Source organism: Thomasclavelia spiroformis DSM 1552 (assembly GCF_025149465.1).
Classification (GTDB): Bacteria; Bacillota_I; Bacilli_A; order Erysipelotrichales; family Coprobacillaceae; genus Thomasclavelia; species Thomasclavelia spiroformis.
In genome coordinates, this window is sequence record NZ_CP102275.1 from 958,238 (window position 1) to 975,246 (window position 17,009).

Here is a 17,009-nt window from a genome sequence, read left to right on the forward strand (position 1 = left end):
TGAAATATATGGATGTATCAAAATATAATCAAATTGCAGAAAAATTGAAACCACAAAAACAAGTAAAAAAACATTGTATTAGTGCATTTGTGTATGGTGGCATAATTGGAATAATTGGACAGGGATTTTTAGATTTTTACATGGCTATTTTTGATATAAAAGAAAAAGAAGCAACACCAATGATGATTATTACAATTGTTTTAATTGCGGCTATTTTAACGGGACTAGGAATATATGATCGAATTGGAAAAAGAGCGGGAGCTGGAACATTTATTCCAATAACTGGTTTTTCTAATAGTATGACTTCTAGTGCATTAGAAGCCAAAAGTGAAGGTCTAGTAACTGGAATAGGAGCCAATATATTTAAATTAGGTGGAACGGTAATTACATTTGGAATAGTTGCATCATTTGTTTTAGGAGGAATTCGTTATGTCTTCAGTTTTATCTGGTAGCTCGATGATTTTAAATAATGTTTATATTAAATCAATTGGAACTACATGTGGCATAGATGAATTTAATGGACCGTTAGGTGATTATTTTGATCGTCATTATCCAGATTTTCATTTTGGATATGATTCTTATGAACAAGCAGAAATTGCAATGTTACAAGATGCCATTGCAATTGCTTTAAAAAAAGTAAAATTAAAAAAAGGAGATATAGAAGTATATTTTGGTGGGGATTTAAATAATCAAGTCACTGCTAGTAATTATACAGCTAAAGATTTTTGTCGTCCTTTTATGGCAATGTATGGAGCTTGTGCAACAATGGGATTGGTCATTAATAATGCATCAATGTTAATTGAAAACAATGCTATTAAAAATGCTAATTGTTTTGTATGTAGTCATAATGCAACAGCTGAAAGGCAATTTCGTTATCCCATTGAATATGGTGTACAACGTAAAGAAACAATGACTACAACAGCTACTGGAGCGGTCAGTGTAATTCTTGATAATATCCCAAATAAGATTAAAGTAGAATCACTAACAATTGGTAGAGTTATTGATTTATTTCAAAGTGATCCAAATGATATGGGTAGAGCGATGGCACCAGCAGCATTTGATACATTATGCAATCATTTAACGGATTTAAATCGACAAGGTGATTATTATGATTTAATTGTTACTGGTGATTTATCAGATTATGGAAAGAAAATCATGAAAGAATTAATGGCGGAAAAAAAGATTAACTATAAAGAATATGATGATTGTGGAAGTCTTTTATATAGTAGTAATCAAGATGTAAATCAAGGCGGTAGTGGACCTTCTTGTAGTGCGTTAGTTACATTTGGATATTTATATCAAAAAATGTTAAAACATAAATATCGAAGAGTTTTAGTAATTACTACAGGGGCATTGTTATCACCGGTAATGACAAATCAAAAACAAAGTATTCCATGTATAGGACATGCTTTTAGTTTGGAGGTTGTTGAATAATGAATTATTTTTTGGCGTTTATTTTTTGTGGTTTTGTTTGTTTAGTAGCTCAGTTAATTTATGAGTATACTAAATTAACACCAGGTCATATTACAAGTATGTTTGTGGTTATTGGAGCGTTTTTAGATTTATTTCATATTTATGATAAACTAGTAGAGATTTTTCATGCTGGAGCATTGCTTCCAATTACTAGTTTTGGTCATTCTTTAATGCATGGAGCATTAGCAGCAACAAAAGATTATGGCATTTTTGGACTAGCTATGGGAATTTTTGATTTAACAGCAGCTGGAATCAGTAGTGCTATTTTATTTGCATTTCTTGTTGCTGTGTTTACTAAACCAAAATCATAATGAAAAACCCTTCATTTGATCTCAATACCCGAATACTTGATTTTGATAACGAAAAAGTAACGATTAATTATTTTTCAAGTCTTTGTTCTGGAGATATGGTGGCATATTTAGTTGAAGGAATTACTAATCATCGTGGAAAAACATTAAAAGATTGTATTAATAATGGTGATGTAAAAGAAGAACCTGATGTAAATAAAGCTCAATATGCTTTACTAACTGGTTGTGCAGTAGTAACATATCGAAATATCCAATATGTTTTAGACACAAGGTTTTATCCAAGTCGTTCAATTGAAGAACCAGAAACTGAAAAAAGTGTTAGAGGTTCTAAAGATGGTTTTAATGAATCAATTCTTACATGTGTAGGTTTAATTAGAAGAAGAATTAGAACGATTGATTTAGTTATGAATAAACAAACAATTGGAAAAAATAATCCATTAGATATTTGTATATGTTATTTAGATAATCAAGTTGATAAACAAATATTACAACATTTATTAGATCGAATCAAAGAAATTAAAAATGAAGATCTTGTTATGTCTGATCGTGCTTTGGAAGAAATGATTTTAGATCAAGGATATAATCCTTTTCCTTTAGTTCGTTATAGCGAAAGACCTGATGTTGTATCAACTCATATTTTACATGGACATATTGCTATTATCTGTGATACTTCTTCATCGGTACTGATGTTACCAACAACTTTATTTGAAATTTTAGAGCATGTTGAAGAACATCGTCAAACACCGATTATTGGTACTTTTATTCGTTTAATCCGTTGTAGTTCAGTATTATTGTCGATATATTTAGTTCCAATTTGGATATTACTTACTAATAGTGGTGAACTTGATTTAGTATTTTTAGGACAAGTGTTATTAGTGGAATTAGCGATTGAATTATTAAGAATTGCTACTATTCATACACCGACTTCATTATCTAATGCAATGGGGATGATTGCTGCAGTATTATTAGGACAATTTGCGATTGATTTAGGTATTTTTAGTGAAGAAATTTTATTACTTTGTGCCGTGGGAGATGTTGGTGGTTTTGCAACTCCTAATTATGAGTTATCACTTACTAATAAATATTTAAAAATTTTTATGATTATTTTTTGTGGTTTATTAAGCTGGTTAGGTTTTATTATTTTTCATATTGTGTTAATTGGTTATTTGGTGTCTTTAAAACCGCTAGGAATGCCTTATTTATATCCTCTTTATCCTTTTGATGGAAAAGAGTTACTTAATTTTATTATTCGTAAACCTAAAAAGAAAAACGGTTCATAAAAATACTCCTTTGCTATATAAAAGGAGTATTTTAAATGATTTAAACTTTTTAATAATAAAACACAAATAAAAAGAAAAATGATCACTAAAAAAGTATAAGATAATGAGGTGATCAAATTAGTTAAACGAATAGAAAAAATCTATGATTTAAAAAATGATTTCATGTTCAAACACTCTCTTGGTAATGATCAAGATTCTGATTCCTTTTATTTACTTAATCTTTATTGAAGGTATTTTAAATATCAGCTGTAAATCAATTACGATCTTAGATCCTGATCTTGCCGTTGAAAATATTGAAGATAAAAATATGCTTTTAGATATTAGAGTACAAACCAATACTGGTGATTATGTTAATATCGAAATGTTTTCTAAAAATCAGTATCAAATATATGGAGCATCATTATTATCAGGATAGGAAAAAGAAGGAGATGATTATCAAAAAATATCAATCATGTATATTAGATAATTTTTATCGATGATATCGATAAAGCAAACCTAAAACTATATGATTGCTATGAAAGCAGAAATGAAGAAGGAAATAAGATGGTAGAAATCATGAAAGGAAAGATAGACTGATTCAATCAGGATGAGCAGTTAAGAGACATGGCATATAAAAGGAACTTAAATTGCTGGGCGAATGAACGAGACAAACAGGACATGTATGAAAAAGGGATAAAACAAGGAAAGTACAATTTAATTAAACAATTATTTAATAAATATTATCCCAAAGAAGATGACAGTATTTTAGAGAATTTAAATAGTGAAAAATATGATAAGATATTTGAAATGATTTTAGATAATCGAAGTATTGAAGAAATCAAAGAATTTTTAAAATAATGATATATTAGTTAAAATTATAGATAAAAAAGATAGATGATGTAGTTATAATCATTGTCTTTTTTAGTATATTTAGATACTAATAATGGTTTTGAGTATTTTATTTTAAATAGATAGGATATTGCTATTTAATTAGGTAATATGTATAATGTTTTAGACAAAAATCTAAAATATGAGGTATTGGTATTATGGAGATAACGTCATTTTTACATTTAGCAGTTCGATGTATTATGATTGCAAGTATTATTTTATTAATAATTGGCTGTGTTTATTTTATTTGGTATTTTATTCAAAAGAAAAGAAAAAAAGATGTTTATTTAAATAAAAAGAAATTAATTTTTTCAGCATTATTAATTGGATATATAATTGTTGTAGTATTTGCAACTTTATTAATGGAAAGAAGAGCTTTTTTAGTTGAACCCAATTTAATACCATTTAGTTCCTATATCAGTGCTTGGAATAATTTTGGAATGTTATTATGGCGTAATATTATTTTAAATATTTGTATGTTTATTCCCTTAGGAATGATATTGCCGTTATTTCATCGTATTTTTAAGAAATGGTGTTTTACCTATTTAACCGGGTTGCTTTTAACTGTATTAATTGAAGTTTCACAATATATAAGTAAGCGTGGAATTTTTGAATTGGATGATATCATTAATAATACTCTAGGATGTATGATAGGTTATGGAATATGGGCATTAGGTTATTTTATTTATTGTAAATTAAAAAAATGTGATAATAAATTGTTATACACTTTATTAAAACAAATTCCGTTAGTTTTAACTATTGGTATATTTTCAACAATTTTTATTGCTTATTATCAAAAAGATTTAGGGAATATTAGACAAAGCTATTATCAAGTTAATGATATGAGCAATATTAATCTTGTCAATCAAGCTAAATTATCTTCTAAAACAACAAATAAAAACGTTTATAAAATAAAGGAATATAATAAAAAGGAATGTTATAATCTTGCAAAACATTATTTTGATAAGATAAATCTTGAAATTGATCAAAGAAATGTCGAAGAGTATGATGAAACGATCGTTTATCATTCTAATGATAAAAAGACTAATATTTGGATTGATTATAGTGGTGGAAGTTTTATCCTTAATAATAGTTATGATAATAATTATCAAGAAGGTTTATCTTTAAAGCAGTTAGTTAGTCTTTTAGCTAGTTATGATATTATTGTTGATAAGAAAGCTACATTTAGTGATTTGGGTAACGGACAGTATGAAATTAGATATAATGATTTAATTATTGATGATAATTATGTTACAGGGACAATTAATTGTTTTGTTACAAAGGATTTAAAATTTAAAAGTATTGAATATAATATAAAAACATATGAGCCATATAAAAAGTATCAGTTAATTTCAACTAAAGAGGCTTATAAATATATTGAAGAAGGAAAGTTTAATAAAGATTATTTAGAAAATGTTCAAGGCGAAATTACAATTAGATTAGTTAGATTAAATTATTTAAGAGATACAAAAGGGTTATTGCAACCTGTTTATGAATTTGTAACAAATGGTAATGGGATAATTTATGTACCAGCAATTCATTAATAAGTAAAAAAAGAGTTCTTCTAAAGCAGTAATTATTGTGTTATAATAATTACTGCTTAATTAAAATAAGGAGGTTTCATCGTGGAATATCAAGTTGTTATTGAAGAATTTCAAGGTCCTTTGGATTTATTATTACACCTGATTAAAGAAAAAGAAATGGATTTAGAAACATTAGAATTATCAGTTATCGCAGATCAGTACCTGCAATATATTCATGCCATGGATCCATCTTTATTAGAGGTAATGTCAGAGTATTTAGTTATGGCTGCTGATTTAATAGAAATGAAAAGTAAAATGCTCATTCCAAAAGAAAAAGTAGTAATTAACGATGAGTACCAAGAAGATCCACGAGATGCTTTGATAAAAAGATTAATTGAATATAAACGTTATAAAGATGTTCTAGATGAAATTCGTGAAAAATACAAACAACGTCAAACAATGATTATTAAACCGGCTGAGTCAATGGATGAATATGTAATTGATACTAGTACGATGATTCCTGATGATTTAGAAGTATATGATTTAATGAAAGCAATGCAAAAGATGTTTCAACGTAAAGCTTTATTAAAACCATTAGATACACATATTGCTAAGAAAGATATTTCAATTGATGAAAGAACCGAACAAATTAGAAATTTTTTTAAGACAAGAGTTAATAAACGAGTAAAGTTTGAAGAATTATTTGATCGTTATGATCGTTTCTATTTTATTGTAACTTTTATTGCTGTATTGGTATTAGCAAAGGATAAGGAAGTAGAAATAATTCAAGATGGGTTATTTGAAGAAATATACGTAGAGGGGAAGGTTTAATGGAAGAGACTGATTATTTAGATATTATTGAAGGAATGTTGTATCTTGTTGGTGATGATGGGGTTGATCTTAAACAAATTGCCGGTGTACTAGAAATAAGTAAAAAAGAAGCTGCTAATTTAATGAAAGAATTTGAAAATTTGTATGAACAAAGACAAATTAAAGGAATAACATTAGTTAATTTTGGTGGTCGTTATAAATTAGCTACTAATAGTAATTATTTTTCATATTATCAAAAGATGGTTGAACAAAGTAGTGCGAGTCTTTCTAATGCTGCATTAGAAACATTAGCAATTATTGCTTATAATCAACCAATTACAAGAGTAGGAATAGAGGATATTCGTGGCGTTGGATGTGATGCAATGATTCGTAAATTAATTGCTAAGGCGTTAATTAAAGAAGTTGGACGTGAAGATAGCCCTGGAATGCCAATTTTATATGGTGTAACTGATGAATTTATGGATACTTTTGGGCTTACATCATTAGATGAGTTACCAAATTTAGCAGATATTGTTGAAATTGATGAACAAAAAGATATTTTTGAAACAAGATATCATGAAAATATAGAGGCTGATAATGAAAGCCATTAAGCATTTTAAAACAATTACGAAACATAAGTTTTATGTAATGAAATTATGTTTTCGTTTTGGACTATATAAACAAGGATTGCTTCATGATTTATCCAAATATACATGGAGTGAATTTGCAACTGGGGCTAAATATTATTTAGGTTATAAATCTCCTAACAGTAATGAAAGAGATACGATTGGATATAGCAGTGCTTGGTTACATCATAAGGGTAGAAATAAACATCATTGGGAATATTGGATTGATTTTACAAGTAAAGGAATCATTGCAATTGAAATGCCAATTAAATATGTAGTAGAAATGTTTTGTGATCGTGTCGCAGCGACGATGGTTTATCGTGGTGTTGATTTTGATAATCAAGCACCGCTTGATTATTATAATAAAACAAGGTTTTATTATGTTATAAATGAAAAGACTGATGCTATTTTAAAGGATATGTTAAAACATTTGGCTAATTCTTCATTAGATGAAACGATTGAATATATTAAAAAAATTTATTTGAGTTAGTTTAATAATTAAATAAAAATATTTAAATAATAAAATTAAAACCTCTAAAAACGACCTATTTATCGGTGGTTTAGAGGTTTTCTTTTATTTGAGATTTTAAGAGATATGATAAATATTCTCATCGTTTATATAATACGCGTTAATTATTTTATTTAGATTATTGTGGCATATTTTTTTGAGAGATTAATATATTGTATATTTCATCTGCAGATTCTTGCATACCACGTGCAATCCATTCTTCGATCCATCCATAGATACCATAAGAAACAAAAGCAACCGAATATGCAGCAACATTAGGAAGTTCCTGGTCTTTTGTGATGAGTCGTTTCAATGTATCCTTAAATAGATAAAGTAATCCTTTTGTATAAAGTAATGTATAAAAATCTCGATAGGAAACGAGATGTTCGAACAATTTTTTTAATAATTTATCCATTGATAATGAATCCGTATTGGATTCTCCCCATTCTTTGATAATGAAAAATAGGTATTGTTCTAAAATATCTTCTTTTCGTTTGTAGTTACGATAAAAGGAAACTCGACCAACTTGAGCTCTGGTTGTAATTTCTCTAATTGATATTTCATTTAAATCCTTTTCTTTCAACAATTCTAATAAAGCCTTTGTTATTTCGCTTTTTACATATTGATTTTTTTTAAGATTATCCACGATGATACACTCTCCTTTATTTTGTTACATTTTTGTCTTCCCTATTGAAAAGACCATATTCTCATGATACACTTGTTTCATCTTGATGATACAAGTGTTACATCTAAATCTTAACACAAATAAGATACTCGTCAAGAATATATTGTCGGAGGAATAAAAATGGAACTTACAAAGTCTCGAATTTTAATTTTGATTGTGATTACAGTAATTGCCTTTATATTAGGAAGATTAGCGTTTCGTACATTTTTGAACATTTTACTAGGTGGAACTTTATTTGGAGGTAACTTATTTTGAATAAAACGAATAGAAAAAGAGGAAAAGTTATGTTTGTAATAATATGTGTGATTATCTTTACAATTTCATTTGGACTAGGTATCGCTTTAAAAATCGCAATAAAACAATCTTGGGCAAAGAATTATGAAGTTGAATTTACAGATGAGATAGGAATACTTTATAAAGATATATCTTATGATGAAAAAGAAGCAAATAAATTTGATATGTATTTGCCAAAAGATGGCACAAAGGATACATATAGTTTGGTTGTCTATTTACATGCAGGCGGTTTTACATCAGGCGATAAAGCAGGTGATAAAGGTGTATTGTCGTGGTTATGTTCCAAAGGCTATGTAGCAGTTGGTATTAATTACACATTATTCAACGAAAACAACCCCACTGCAAATATATATTCACAATCTGTTGAAATCAAAGAGGCTATGCCTAAAGTCATTGAAGAAGCAAAAAAATATGGTTACAATATAAATGAAATGGCAATTGCCGGTGGATCAGCTGGTCATGCCCTTGCGATGATCTATGCTTATCGTGATGCAGATACTTCTCCTGTTCCAGTAAAACTATTATTTGGAGCAGTAGGTCCATCTAGTTTCTATGTAGAAGATTGGGATATCTATGGCTTTGATCAAGATAACGAAGATGCAAGAAAAGGTGCTGCTGGATTATTTAGTGTCATGAGCGGACAAGAAATAACTATTGAAATGATTGAGAATGGATCTTATCTTGAAAAATTAAAACCAATATCAGCCCTCATGTGGATTGATAAAAATACAGTACCAAGTGTTGTGGCTTATGGTAAATATGATAAAATTCAACCTTACAAGGGTTCTCAAAGATTATTAAAAGCTTATCAAGACAATCATATAGATTACCAATATTTTGAAGCAAAACATTCTGGGCATGGACTTCAAAATGACAATCAAGTATATAAAGAATATATGGAAGCAGTAGAAGAGTATTTGAATAAATATTTACCTGCAAGATAGGACAAAATATGAAAATACTATTTGAAATCATTGGAATTATTGTATTAATTATCATCGTATTAATAGTCTTGTTTTTGATTGGGTTAGCAATAGTGCCAACTGTTCCAAATAAATATATAAGTAAAGTTGAAACAGGAGGAATAATAGAAGAAAAGTATTTGAAAATGGGTTCTTACGCTATAAATCATACTACATTTAAAGGTAGTGAACTGACAAAGTTGTACACCATTTATTATCCAAAAGAATTAGAAATAAAGGATAAAGAATATCCTGTTATTTTCGTGTTAAATGGAACAGGAGTATTGCCTAAAAAGTGCAAGGCTTTATTTGAACATCTTTCTTCTTGGAAATTTATTGTAGTGGGGAATGATGATCCTAGTACAGGAAATGGAAAATCAAGTGATGAAACAATGGATTTTATCTTTTCTTTAAATGAGAGTAAAGGGAGTATATTCTATCATCAAATTGATTTAGAGAATATTGGAATTATAGGACACTCTCAAGGTGGTGCCGGAGTGTTTAGTGCTTTATCTTTTTCAAAGTACAAAGATTATTATAAAACAGGTGTATCATTATCTCCAACACATGAAGAGGTAGCTCATGCGTTTGGATGGAATTACGATTTAAGTAAAATAAATGTTCCTATTATTATGTTTGCAGGTACAAAAGGAGATTTTGAAACAAAATTGGTTATACCATTAGATAAAATGATTAAAATGTATGATAAAATACCATCTTCAAAAATAATGGCAAGAAGAATAGGTGTAGAGCATGGACAAATGTTGTATTCAGTTGATGGTTATATAACTGCGTGGTTTATGTGGCAATTACAAGAGGATAAAAAAGCAAGTAATGCATTTCTTGGAGAAAAATCAGAATTTTTAAATAACAAATTATATACGGACATTAATATTAATCTAAAGATCGAAAGCAAAAAGTAGTCTCTAAATACTTTATTAATGTTTTAGAGTTTTTTTATAATTTGATGTAAATAAAAATTATATGATCATTTTCATCATTTGAATGATAAAATCTGCTAATATGTAGGTAATCTTATTTTGTTTAGGTATAAGTGTGAGCAAGTATTTAAGTTTGTTTGAATATTTTTTTGATTGAGAAGTTCACTAATTGTAAGAGATCTATGATTTTTTTATGAGCGAACTCACGTGTGAATATGATTTTTTTTACGTTAACTAACGGACTATATTTTTTATTTCACTATATAATGGGCTTTAAATTGTTATAAATAATCTTTCGCTTGATTTATAGTCATATGTGGTTTCAGAAAATTTTTTAATTAGCTTTATAATTAATAATGGTAAAGTAGTAATTATTTTGACTATTTTAGTTTTTTGATAATTTCTTTCTTATTTATTGTAGCATAACTTTAATTGATGAATATGGTGTTGTTAATATAATTAAAATTATTTAAAGTAAAAGTAAATATCTCAACTTTATATACATCGATATAAAAGATTACTTTATCGATTGAACGAAGAAAGTGGCTAAATGAATTAAATAACATAAAAAATAATGTAAAATTTTAAATTATAGGAAATATATTTAGCAATAGTAATTGTATACATAGTAGCTATAAAATGAAATATCATCGACGGAAGCTAAATTATTTTTTAATTGATTTTTTTAAGATATACTAAATGAGCTGTTATTTTTACCATTAATATTTCACTTGATAACTGGTCACAGATATAAGCAATAACGAAATGCTAACTAAAATCATATAAGATAAATTCTTCATTATTTATATTTAATATTGCCATATCATTTTATCAAATCAAAGATAGATTGAATTCTAAAAAAATTGAAATTACTTAACTGTAACACATCAATTAAATTAGTTTGAATTTTATAGTAATATTGTATAGAGATTATAAATATTATTCAAAATTATCAAAGAAAATGTATTAAAAAACTTTTTGAAATATTATTTTAAATTAAAAAGAGTCAATTTATAAGTAGATACAGCAAAATCAATTATCTAAAATTACCAGTACTATTACAAAATAAAAAGGGAGATAATCATAAAAATTATGATTTATCTCCCTGGTAAATAAATTTAATGTTGTTCGTTTTTAATGCTATTCATAAAATCTCCAATCTTATGAGTTTTTATTAACCTACTAATAATAAAAGTGTTACTAAACAAAATAAGTATTTAATTTTACTAGCCATTATTTAAAACGTTCTTTTTTAGTGTAATGAGTGTGTAATAAATGATGCGCTTTTTCACTATTAGGTTCACCTAAAAAATCAGCATATAATTTTTGTATTTGAGAGTTTTTGTGTGATTTACGAACTGGTAATGATAAATCTTCATCATATAATGCTTTAGCTCTTGCTTGTTTCCAGTCAAAGCCACTATTTCTAGTTAAAGCATTAATATATGATTGTCCACCACCATTTACACAACCACCTGGACAACCCATTATTTCAATAAAATGATATTTAGAAGTACCATTTTTAATATCATCTAATAATGGTTTAGCTAAAGTCATACTATGTGCTACAGCAACATTAACAGTTAAATCACCGATTTTAATACTTGCTTCTTTAACTCCTTCTTCACCACGAACTGCATGATAATCTAGATTTGTTAAATCTTTTTTAGTAAGAACATCGACGACAGTTCGTAAAGCAGCTTCCATTACACCACCGCTTGCTCCAAAGATAACTCCAGCTCCAGTATATTCACCAAACATATCTTGATCAAAGTCTTCGTCTTTTAAATCTTTAAAGTTGATACCAAACATTTTAATTAATTTTCCAAGTTCTCTAGTAGTCAATACAGAATCTACATCTTTTAGACCATCAGTTAAATTTTCTTCACGCTCTTTTTCACCTTTTTTAGCGACGCAAGGCATAATTGAAACAACATAAATATCTTTTGGATCAATGTTATTTTCTTTTGCATAATATGATTTAAGCATTGCTCCTAACATCATATGTGGTGATTTACAACTTGATAAATGATCTAATAATTCTGGGTATTCATGTTCAATATAATTGACCCAACCAGGACTACAAGAAGTAATCATTGGTAAAACACCATTGTTTTGAATACGACTAATAAATTCATGACCTTCTTCCATGATTGTTAAATCAGCACCAAAGTTTGTATCATAAACTTTATCAAAGCCCATTAATTTTAAAGCATGAACCATTTTCCCAGTTACTCTAGTTCCAATTGGCATACCAAATTCTTCACCTAAACTGGCTCTAACAGCAGGAGCAGTTTGAACGATAACGTGTTTAGTTGGATCGTTTAAAGCTGCAATAACATCATGAACTTCTTCTTTTTCATGTAAAGCTCCAACTGGACATACATTGATGCATTGACCGCATTGCATACAGTTTACATCTGCAAAACTTTTATCATATACAGGACCAACTTTAGTTTTAAAACCACGGTTCATAAATCCTAAAATACCTAATCCTTGATGTTTTATACAAGTTTCAACGCAACGTCCACATAATACGCATTTTGATGTATCACGGACAATTCCAGGTGAAACTTCATCAAAAGTTGGACTTGATTTTTCACCAGCAAAAGCATCTTCACGTACACCTAATTCTTGACATAATCTTTGTAATTCGCAATTTGTATTACGAATACAAGATAAACAGTCTTTAGAGTGATTTGAAACAATTAATTCAACAACTCTTCTTCTTGCATCTAGAGCACGTTGTGAGTTTGTTTTAACAACTAATCCTTCTCTTACTGGATATACACAGGCTGCACATAAAGTACGCGCACCTTCAATTTCTACTTGACAAACACGGCATGCGCCAGTACCTGTAACATCTTTTAAATAGCATAAAGTAGGGATATGGATGCCGTTATTTTTGGCAGCTTCTAATACAGTTTGACCCTCATAAGCCTCTACTTCACGATTATTTATTTTCATTTTTATTTTCGACATTCCTTACACCTACTTTCTTTCAATTACATTAAAGTGACAAGCTTTAATACATTGACCACATTTAATACATTTTTCTTGATCAATAACATATGGAACTTTACCAAGTTCACCATGAATAGCCCCAACTGGACATTGTTTAGCGCAAAGACCACATTTACGACATTTTTCTTCATCAATTACATATTGTAATAATTCTTTACATACTCCAGCAGGACATTTTTTATCAACAATATGAGCAATGTATTCATCTCTAAATTGATGAATTGTTGATAAAACAGGATTTGGTGCAGTTTGTCCAAGACCACATAAAGCGGTATCTTGGATTGTTGAAGCTAACATCTCAAGTTCATCAAGAGTTGCCATTGTTCCTTTTCCTTCACAAATTTGTTCAAGTAATTCAAGCATACGTTTTGTTCCTACTCGACAAGGTGTACACTTACCACATGATTCATCAACAATAAAATCCATATAAAAACGAGCAACGTCAACCATACAATTATCTTCATCTAAAACAATCATTCCACCTGATCCCATCATTGAACCTAATTTAACTAATTCATCAAAACCAATCGGTGTATCTAATTGTTCTTCGGTTAAACATCCTCCAGATGGTCCTCCGGTTTGAACTGCTTTAAAGCGTTTATGATTAGGACAACCACCACCAATTTCATAAATTACTTCACGCAAAGTAGTTCCCATTGGTACTTCAATAAGCCCAGTATTAACAATTTTTCCCCCTAAAGCAAATACCTTAGTACCTGGAGATGTTTCAGTTCCAATTGATCTAAACCATTTTGCACCATGTTGAATGATTTGAGCGATATTTGCATATGTTTCAACATTGTTGATAATTGTTGGTTTTCCCCAAACTCCTTTATGAGCTGGAAAAGGTGGTTTAGGATTTGGCATTCCACGTTCTCCTTCAATTGACTTAATTAATGCTGTTTCTTCTCCACAAACAAAAGCTCCAGCACCTAAACGAATTTCCAAATCAAAATCAAATCCGCTATCAAAAATATTTTTGCCTAATAATCCTAACTCACGAGCTTGTTTGATTGCTGAAGTTAAGCGTTCTACGGCAATTGGATATTCCGCACGAATATAAATATATCCATGATTAGCACCAATTGCATATCCAGCAATTGCCATTGCTTCAATAACGCTATGAGGGTTACCTTCAAGAATTGAGCGGTCCATAAAAGCTCCTGGGTCACCTTCATCAGCATTACAAATTACATATTTTTCATCACCTGGTTCATCTAAAGCAAATTGCCATTTAACTCCGGTAGGGAAACCACCACCACCACGGCCACGAAGTCCACTTTCTTTAATTACATCAACGACTTCTTGGCTAGTCATTTCCTGCAATACTTTAGCTAAGGCAAAATAACCATCTTTACCAATATATTCATTAATATTTTCAGGATCAATTACCCCACAATTATGAAGAGCAATTCTTTTTTGTTTATTATAAAATTTTGTATCATTAATATCATGAATTTCACGAGTTTCTTCATTTGATTCATTCAACATTAAACGGTGAACAGGACGTCCTTTATAGAAATGTTCCATAACAATTTCTTTTACATCTTCTACTTTAACTGATTTATAAATAATATTATCAGGATAAATAGAAATATTTGGACCAACTCCACATAAACCTAAACACCCAGTTCTTAAAACTTCGATTTCATTTTCAAGTCCAAGTGCTTTAATCTCTTTTTCAAATTCTGTAATTAGTTCACCAGAGTTACCAATAGTACAACCTGTACCGGCACAAACTAATACTTGGGTTCTTTTTGCTGGCATCTTATAACCTCCTATTTTTTATAATGTCCAATTGTATATTCATCGATTATTTTATCGTTTTTTAAATGTTCTTTAGCAATTTCTTTTGCTTTTTTAGCATCAACTAGAACATATGTTGTTTTATTGTCATCACGATCAAATACTTCTACAATTGGTTCAAGTGTACACATTCCAATACAGCCAGTTTGTAGTACTGTAGCCGGTAAATCATTATTAGCAACTTCTTCTACTAAAGTATTTAATACCGGTCTAGCTCCTGCGGCAATTCCACATGTTGCCATCCCTACAACAACTCGATATTTTTGTTTATCATCTGAGCGCATTGTCATATTATTTCTTGCTTTATCACGAATCTTTTTTAAATCTTCTATGGATTTCATTTGTGCAATCCCTCCTTTATATAATCTTTTAACCAAATAATTACATCTGGTAAATTTATTGGAATACCATCAAGAATTTTTTTAATTTCTTTAGTATCTAAAACAAATTCAAAATCATCACTTGTATATTTAAATAAATAATCAATCTTATCATCGGCTTGAATTAATGTAATTATTGTATCGACAATATTCCCCATTGGTGGACAATCAATATGTCTTTTAACAAATTCACCTTCAACTTTAGTTCCAACATTTATAGTTGATTCAATTAAAAACTTTCCACCGGTAGCTTCAATATTTTCTTTAAACATCGGAATCCCTAAACCTACTTTACGAGTAGTTCTAGTCGTATAAAACGGGTCAACAACTTTTTTGATGGTTGCTTGTTCCATCCCTTTACCATTGTCAATAATTCGAATATTAATAATATTTAAATTATTACTATCATGAATTAAGATTTTAATTAAACTAGCGTTAGCTCTAATTGAATTATAAGCTATATCAAGAATACTCATTGCAATCTCTTGCATTTTACTTCCTCCATAACTGATAAAATATATCGCAATCAATTTGATTAATCGGTTCACTAATTGACTCTAAATTATGAGCATCACTATTAAAGAAAACATAATCATCTTTAAGATGTTTACATAATTGCTTCAATTCATTTAACTGCTTAATACTTTCAACTTCAATTCCATCATAATTCAAATCATCAGGAATCCCGTGATACACTTCATATATTCCATATCTTTTAGCCATTACATGAGCTAAAATTACTACGCCATTAAATTCATGAACCTTTTTTACGATCTGATATACATTTAAATCCAAAGAGCTAATCAACAAATTATCTTCAATTCCAATAACTTCATCAAATTCATTATAAATATATTGATTACCATAATAATCACTTTGATTTTTAACTTTAATTAAATGCTTATCAATCCACTCTTGAATAACATTTAAATTACTACCCTTTTTAAAATAAGCTAATAAATGAATCTCCTCACTACTTTGTAGTTCAACACCATGAACATAATCAATTTTACCTTTTAAAATATCATGTTTAATAATCTTTTCTAAATAATACTGCTGTTTTAAAGAATTATGATCAGTAATTGCAATTAATTGTAAACCTTTAATATAAGCCATATTAAATATATTATTAATAGTCATCAAATCATCACTACAGGGCGAAAGTGCAGAATGAATATGCAAATCATAATACATTTTATAAACCTAAAGAAATTAACTCTTTTGCAAGTGCATAAGCACTTTTTTCACTTATAAATAAAGGAATATCAAGACTAGTTGCTTTATCTATTGTATCTTCATCAGGATAGCTGTTTTCAACAAAAACAATACCTACAAAATCATTTAAACTAGCTACAGCAATAACGTTAAGATGTTTTTGTACAGTCAACCATAACGAACCTTCCGTACCATTAGCCATTACGAAACTCAATAAATCCCCAATATAAACATCTTCAATAACATTTGTACATGCAACATTATTAATTTGTTTAAGATCTAATTTCAAGATTTCACTTACTTGCAT

At 28.8% G+C, this 17,009-nt stretch carries 20 protein-coding genes; 13 read left to right on the forward strand and 7 right to left on the reverse strand.

The window, feature by feature from the left end; genetic code table 11:
- Positions 1 to 8 precede the first annotated feature (8 nt).
- The 10 genes from spoVAC to NQ543_RS04400 all read left to right on the forward strand — a co-directional run bounded on the left by spoVAC (position 9) and on the right by NQ543_RS04400 (position 7,377).
- Positions 9 to 452, forward strand: a complete 444-nt coding sequence (spoVAC, locus tag NQ543_RS04355) for a stage V sporulation protein AC (protein WP_004610488.1) — start codon at positions 9 to 11, stop codon at positions 450 to 452.
- Entirely contained in the window at positions 430 to 1,434 is a 1,005-nt protein-coding gene (locus NQ543_RS04360) for a stage V sporulation protein AD (RefSeq protein ID WP_039904578.1), read from the forward strand. Before spoVAC ends, NQ543_RS04360 begins: the two co-directional genes overlap by 23 nt.
- Positions 1,434 to 1,784 carry a stage V sporulation protein AE gene (gene spoVAE, locus NQ543_RS04365; protein WP_004610490.1) on the forward strand — a complete coding sequence of 117 codons (351 nt, stop codon included), beginning with the start codon at positions 1,434 to 1,436 and terminating at the stop codon, positions 1,782 to 1,784. The genes NQ543_RS04360 and spoVAE overlap by 1 nt, the downstream gene beginning before the upstream one ends.
- The gene (locus tag NQ543_RS04370; RefSeq protein ID WP_004610491.1) at positions 1,784 to 3,061 is read left to right on the forward strand and encodes a spore germination protein; all 1,278 of its coding nucleotides are present in this window, start codon (positions 1,784 to 1,786) and stop codon (positions 3,059 to 3,061) included. Before spoVAE ends, NQ543_RS04370 begins: the two co-directional genes overlap by 1 nt.
- 184 nt (positions 3,062 to 3,245) lie before the next feature.
- Positions 3,246 to 3,476 carry a PD-(D/E)XK nuclease family transposase gene (locus NQ543_RS04375; protein WP_004610492.1) on the forward strand — a complete coding sequence of 77 codons (231 nt, stop codon included), beginning with the start codon at positions 3,246 to 3,248 and terminating at the stop codon, positions 3,474 to 3,476.
- A gap of 188 nt (positions 3,477 to 3,664) precedes the next feature.
- The gene (locus tag NQ543_RS04380; protein ID WP_004610493.1) at positions 3,665 to 3,898 is read left to right on the forward strand and encodes a hypothetical protein; all 234 of its coding nucleotides are present in this window, start codon (positions 3,665 to 3,667) and stop codon (positions 3,896 to 3,898) included.
- Positions 3,899 to 4,086: 188 nt separating this feature from the next.
- A complete protein-coding gene (locus NQ543_RS04385) occupies positions 4,087 to 5,472 on the forward strand; it encodes a VanZ family protein (protein ID WP_004610494.1) in 1,386 nt (461 codons plus the stop codon).
- Positions 5,473 to 5,553: 81 nt separating this feature from the next.
- Entirely contained in the window at positions 5,554 to 6,282 is a 729-nt protein-coding gene (locus NQ543_RS04390; protein WP_004610495.1) for a segregation/condensation protein A, read from the forward strand.
- The gene (gene scpB / locus NQ543_RS04395; RefSeq protein WP_004610496.1) at positions 6,282 to 6,872 is read left to right on the forward strand and encodes an SMC-Scp complex subunit ScpB; all 591 of its coding nucleotides are present in this window, start codon (positions 6,282 to 6,284) and stop codon (positions 6,870 to 6,872) included. Before NQ543_RS04390 ends, scpB begins: the two co-directional genes overlap by 1 nt.
- Positions 6,859 to 7,377, forward strand: a complete 519-nt coding sequence (locus NQ543_RS04400) for a DUF5662 family protein (RefSeq protein ID WP_004610497.1) — start codon at positions 6,859 to 6,861, stop codon at positions 7,375 to 7,377. The genes scpB and NQ543_RS04400 overlap by 14 nt, the downstream gene beginning before the upstream one ends.
- A 157-nt stretch (positions 7,378 to 7,534) precedes the next feature.
- On the opposite strand, the gene NQ543_RS04405 is transcribed toward NQ543_RS04400, so the two are convergent.
- The gene (locus tag NQ543_RS04405; protein ID WP_004610498.1) at positions 7,535 to 8,041 is read right to left on the reverse strand and encodes a TetR/AcrR family transcriptional regulator; all 507 of its coding nucleotides are present in this window, start codon (positions 8,039 to 8,041) and stop codon (positions 7,535 to 7,537) included.
- Positions 8,042 to 8,200: 159 nt separating this feature from the next.
- Between NQ543_RS04405 and NQ543_RS04410 the strand changes: the two genes are divergently transcribed.
- The 3 genes from NQ543_RS04410 to NQ543_RS04420 are packed head-to-tail and all read left to right on the forward strand — an operon-like array spanning position 8,201 to position 10,259.
- On the forward strand, positions 8,201 to 8,335 hold the full coding sequence (locus NQ543_RS04410) for a hypothetical protein (protein ID WP_004610499.1): 135 nt from the start codon (positions 8,201 to 8,203) through the stop codon (positions 8,333 to 8,335).
- Complete coding sequence (locus NQ543_RS04415; RefSeq protein WP_004610500.1) at positions 8,332 to 9,318, forward strand: alpha/beta hydrolase fold domain-containing protein; 987 nt, start codon at positions 8,332 to 8,334, stop codon at positions 9,316 to 9,318. Before NQ543_RS04410 ends, NQ543_RS04415 begins: the two co-directional genes overlap by 4 nt.
- Positions 9,319 to 9,326: 8 nt before the next feature.
- Positions 9,327 to 10,259: a poly(ethylene terephthalate) hydrolase family protein gene (locus tag NQ543_RS04420; RefSeq protein WP_004610501.1), complete on the forward strand. Its 933-nt coding sequence runs from the start codon at positions 9,327 to 9,329 to the stop codon at positions 10,257 to 10,259.
- Positions 10,260 to 11,510: 1,251 nt separating this feature from the next.
- Here the strand turns inward: NQ543_RS04420 and NQ543_RS04425 are convergent.
- From NQ543_RS04425 to NQ543_RS04450, 6 genes are read right to left on the reverse strand one after another with little or no spacing between them, the layout of a single operon-like run.
- Entirely contained in the window at positions 11,511 to 13,259 is a 1,749-nt protein-coding gene (locus NQ543_RS04425) for an NADH-dependent [FeFe] hydrogenase, group A6 (RefSeq protein WP_004610503.1), read from the reverse strand.
- Positions 13,260 to 13,268: 9 nt separating this feature from the next.
- Positions 13,269 to 15,068, reverse strand: coding sequence for an NADH-quinone oxidoreductase subunit NuoF (locus NQ543_RS04430; RefSeq protein ID WP_004610504.1), 1,800 nt, complete (start codon positions 15,066 to 15,068; stop codon positions 13,269 to 13,271).
- 11 nt (positions 15,069 to 15,079) lie between these two features.
- Entirely contained in the window at positions 15,080 to 15,448 is a 369-nt protein-coding gene (locus tag NQ543_RS04435; RefSeq protein WP_004610505.1) for a (2Fe-2S) ferredoxin domain-containing protein, read from the reverse strand.
- Positions 15,445 to 15,978, reverse strand: a complete 534-nt coding sequence (locus NQ543_RS04440; protein WP_004610506.1) for an ATP-binding protein — start codon at positions 15,976 to 15,978, stop codon at positions 15,445 to 15,447. Before NQ543_RS04440 ends, NQ543_RS04435 begins: the two co-directional genes overlap by 4 nt.
- A gap of 1 nt (position 15,979) precedes the next feature.
- Positions 15,980 to 16,681, reverse strand: coding sequence for a PHP domain-containing protein (locus NQ543_RS04445; protein WP_004610507.1), 702 nt, complete (start codon positions 16,679 to 16,681; stop codon positions 15,980 to 15,982).
- 1 nt (position 16,682) lies between these two features.
- Positions 16,683 to 17,009: a hypothetical protein gene (locus NQ543_RS04450; protein ID WP_004610508.1), complete on the reverse strand. Its 327-nt coding sequence runs from the start codon at positions 17,007 to 17,009 to the stop codon at positions 16,683 to 16,685.

Coding starts and splice junctions, on each gene's coding strand:
- spoVAC (WP_004610488.1), top strand. CDS start 9: ATGGATGTATCAAAATATAATCAAATTGCAGAAAAATTGAAACCACAA.
- NQ543_RS04360 (WP_039904578.1), top strand. CDS start 430: ATGTCTTCAGTTTTATCTGGTAGCTCGATGATTTTAAATAATGTTTAT.
- spoVAE (WP_004610490.1), top strand. CDS start 1,434: ATGAATTATTTTTTGGCGTTTATTTTTTGTGGTTTTGTTTGTTTAGTA.
- NQ543_RS04370 (WP_004610491.1), top strand. CDS start 1,784: ATGAAAAACCCTTCATTTGATCTCAATACCCGAATACTTGATTTTGAT.
- NQ543_RS04375 (WP_004610492.1), top strand. CDS start 3,246: ATGATCAAGATTCTGATTCCTTTTATTTACTTAATCTTTATTGAAGGT.
- NQ543_RS04380 (WP_004610493.1), top strand. CDS start 3,665: ATGGCATATAAAAGGAACTTAAATTGCTGGGCGAATGAACGAGACAAA.
- NQ543_RS04385 (WP_004610494.1), top strand. CDS start 4,087: ATGGAGATAACGTCATTTTTACATTTAGCAGTTCGATGTATTATGATT.
- scpB (WP_004610496.1), top strand. CDS start 6,282: ATGGAAGAGACTGATTATTTAGATATTATTGAAGGAATGTTGTATCTT.
- NQ543_RS04400 (WP_004610497.1), top strand. CDS start 6,859: ATGAAAGCCATTAAGCATTTTAAAACAATTACGAAACATAAGTTTTAT.
- NQ543_RS04410 (WP_004610499.1), top strand. CDS start 8,201: ATGGAACTTACAAAGTCTCGAATTTTAATTTTGATTGTGATTACAGTA.
- NQ543_RS04420 (WP_004610501.1), top strand. CDS start 9,327: ATGAAAATACTATTTGAAATCATTGGAATTATTGTATTAATTATCATC.
- NQ543_RS04425 (WP_004610503.1), bottom strand. CDS start 13,259: ATGTCGAAAATAAAAATGAAAATAAATAATCGTGAAGTAGAGGCTTAT.
- NQ543_RS04430 (WP_004610504.1), bottom strand. CDS start 15,068: ATGCCAGCAAAAAGAACCCAAGTATTAGTTTGTGCCGGTACAGGTTGT.
- NQ543_RS04435 (WP_004610505.1), bottom strand. CDS start 15,448: ATGAAATCCATAGAAGATTTAAAAAAGATTCGTGATAAAGCAAGAAAT.
- NQ543_RS04440 (WP_004610506.1), bottom strand. CDS start 15,978: ATGCAAGAGATTGCAATGAGTATTCTTGATATAGCTTATAATTCAATT.
- NQ543_RS04445 (WP_004610507.1), bottom strand. CDS start 16,681: ATGTATTATGATTTGCATATTCATTCTGCACTTTCGCCCTGTAGTGAT.
- NQ543_RS04450 (WP_004610508.1), bottom strand. CDS start 17,009: ATGCAAGTAAGTGAAATCTTGAAATTAGATCTTAAACAAATTAATAAT.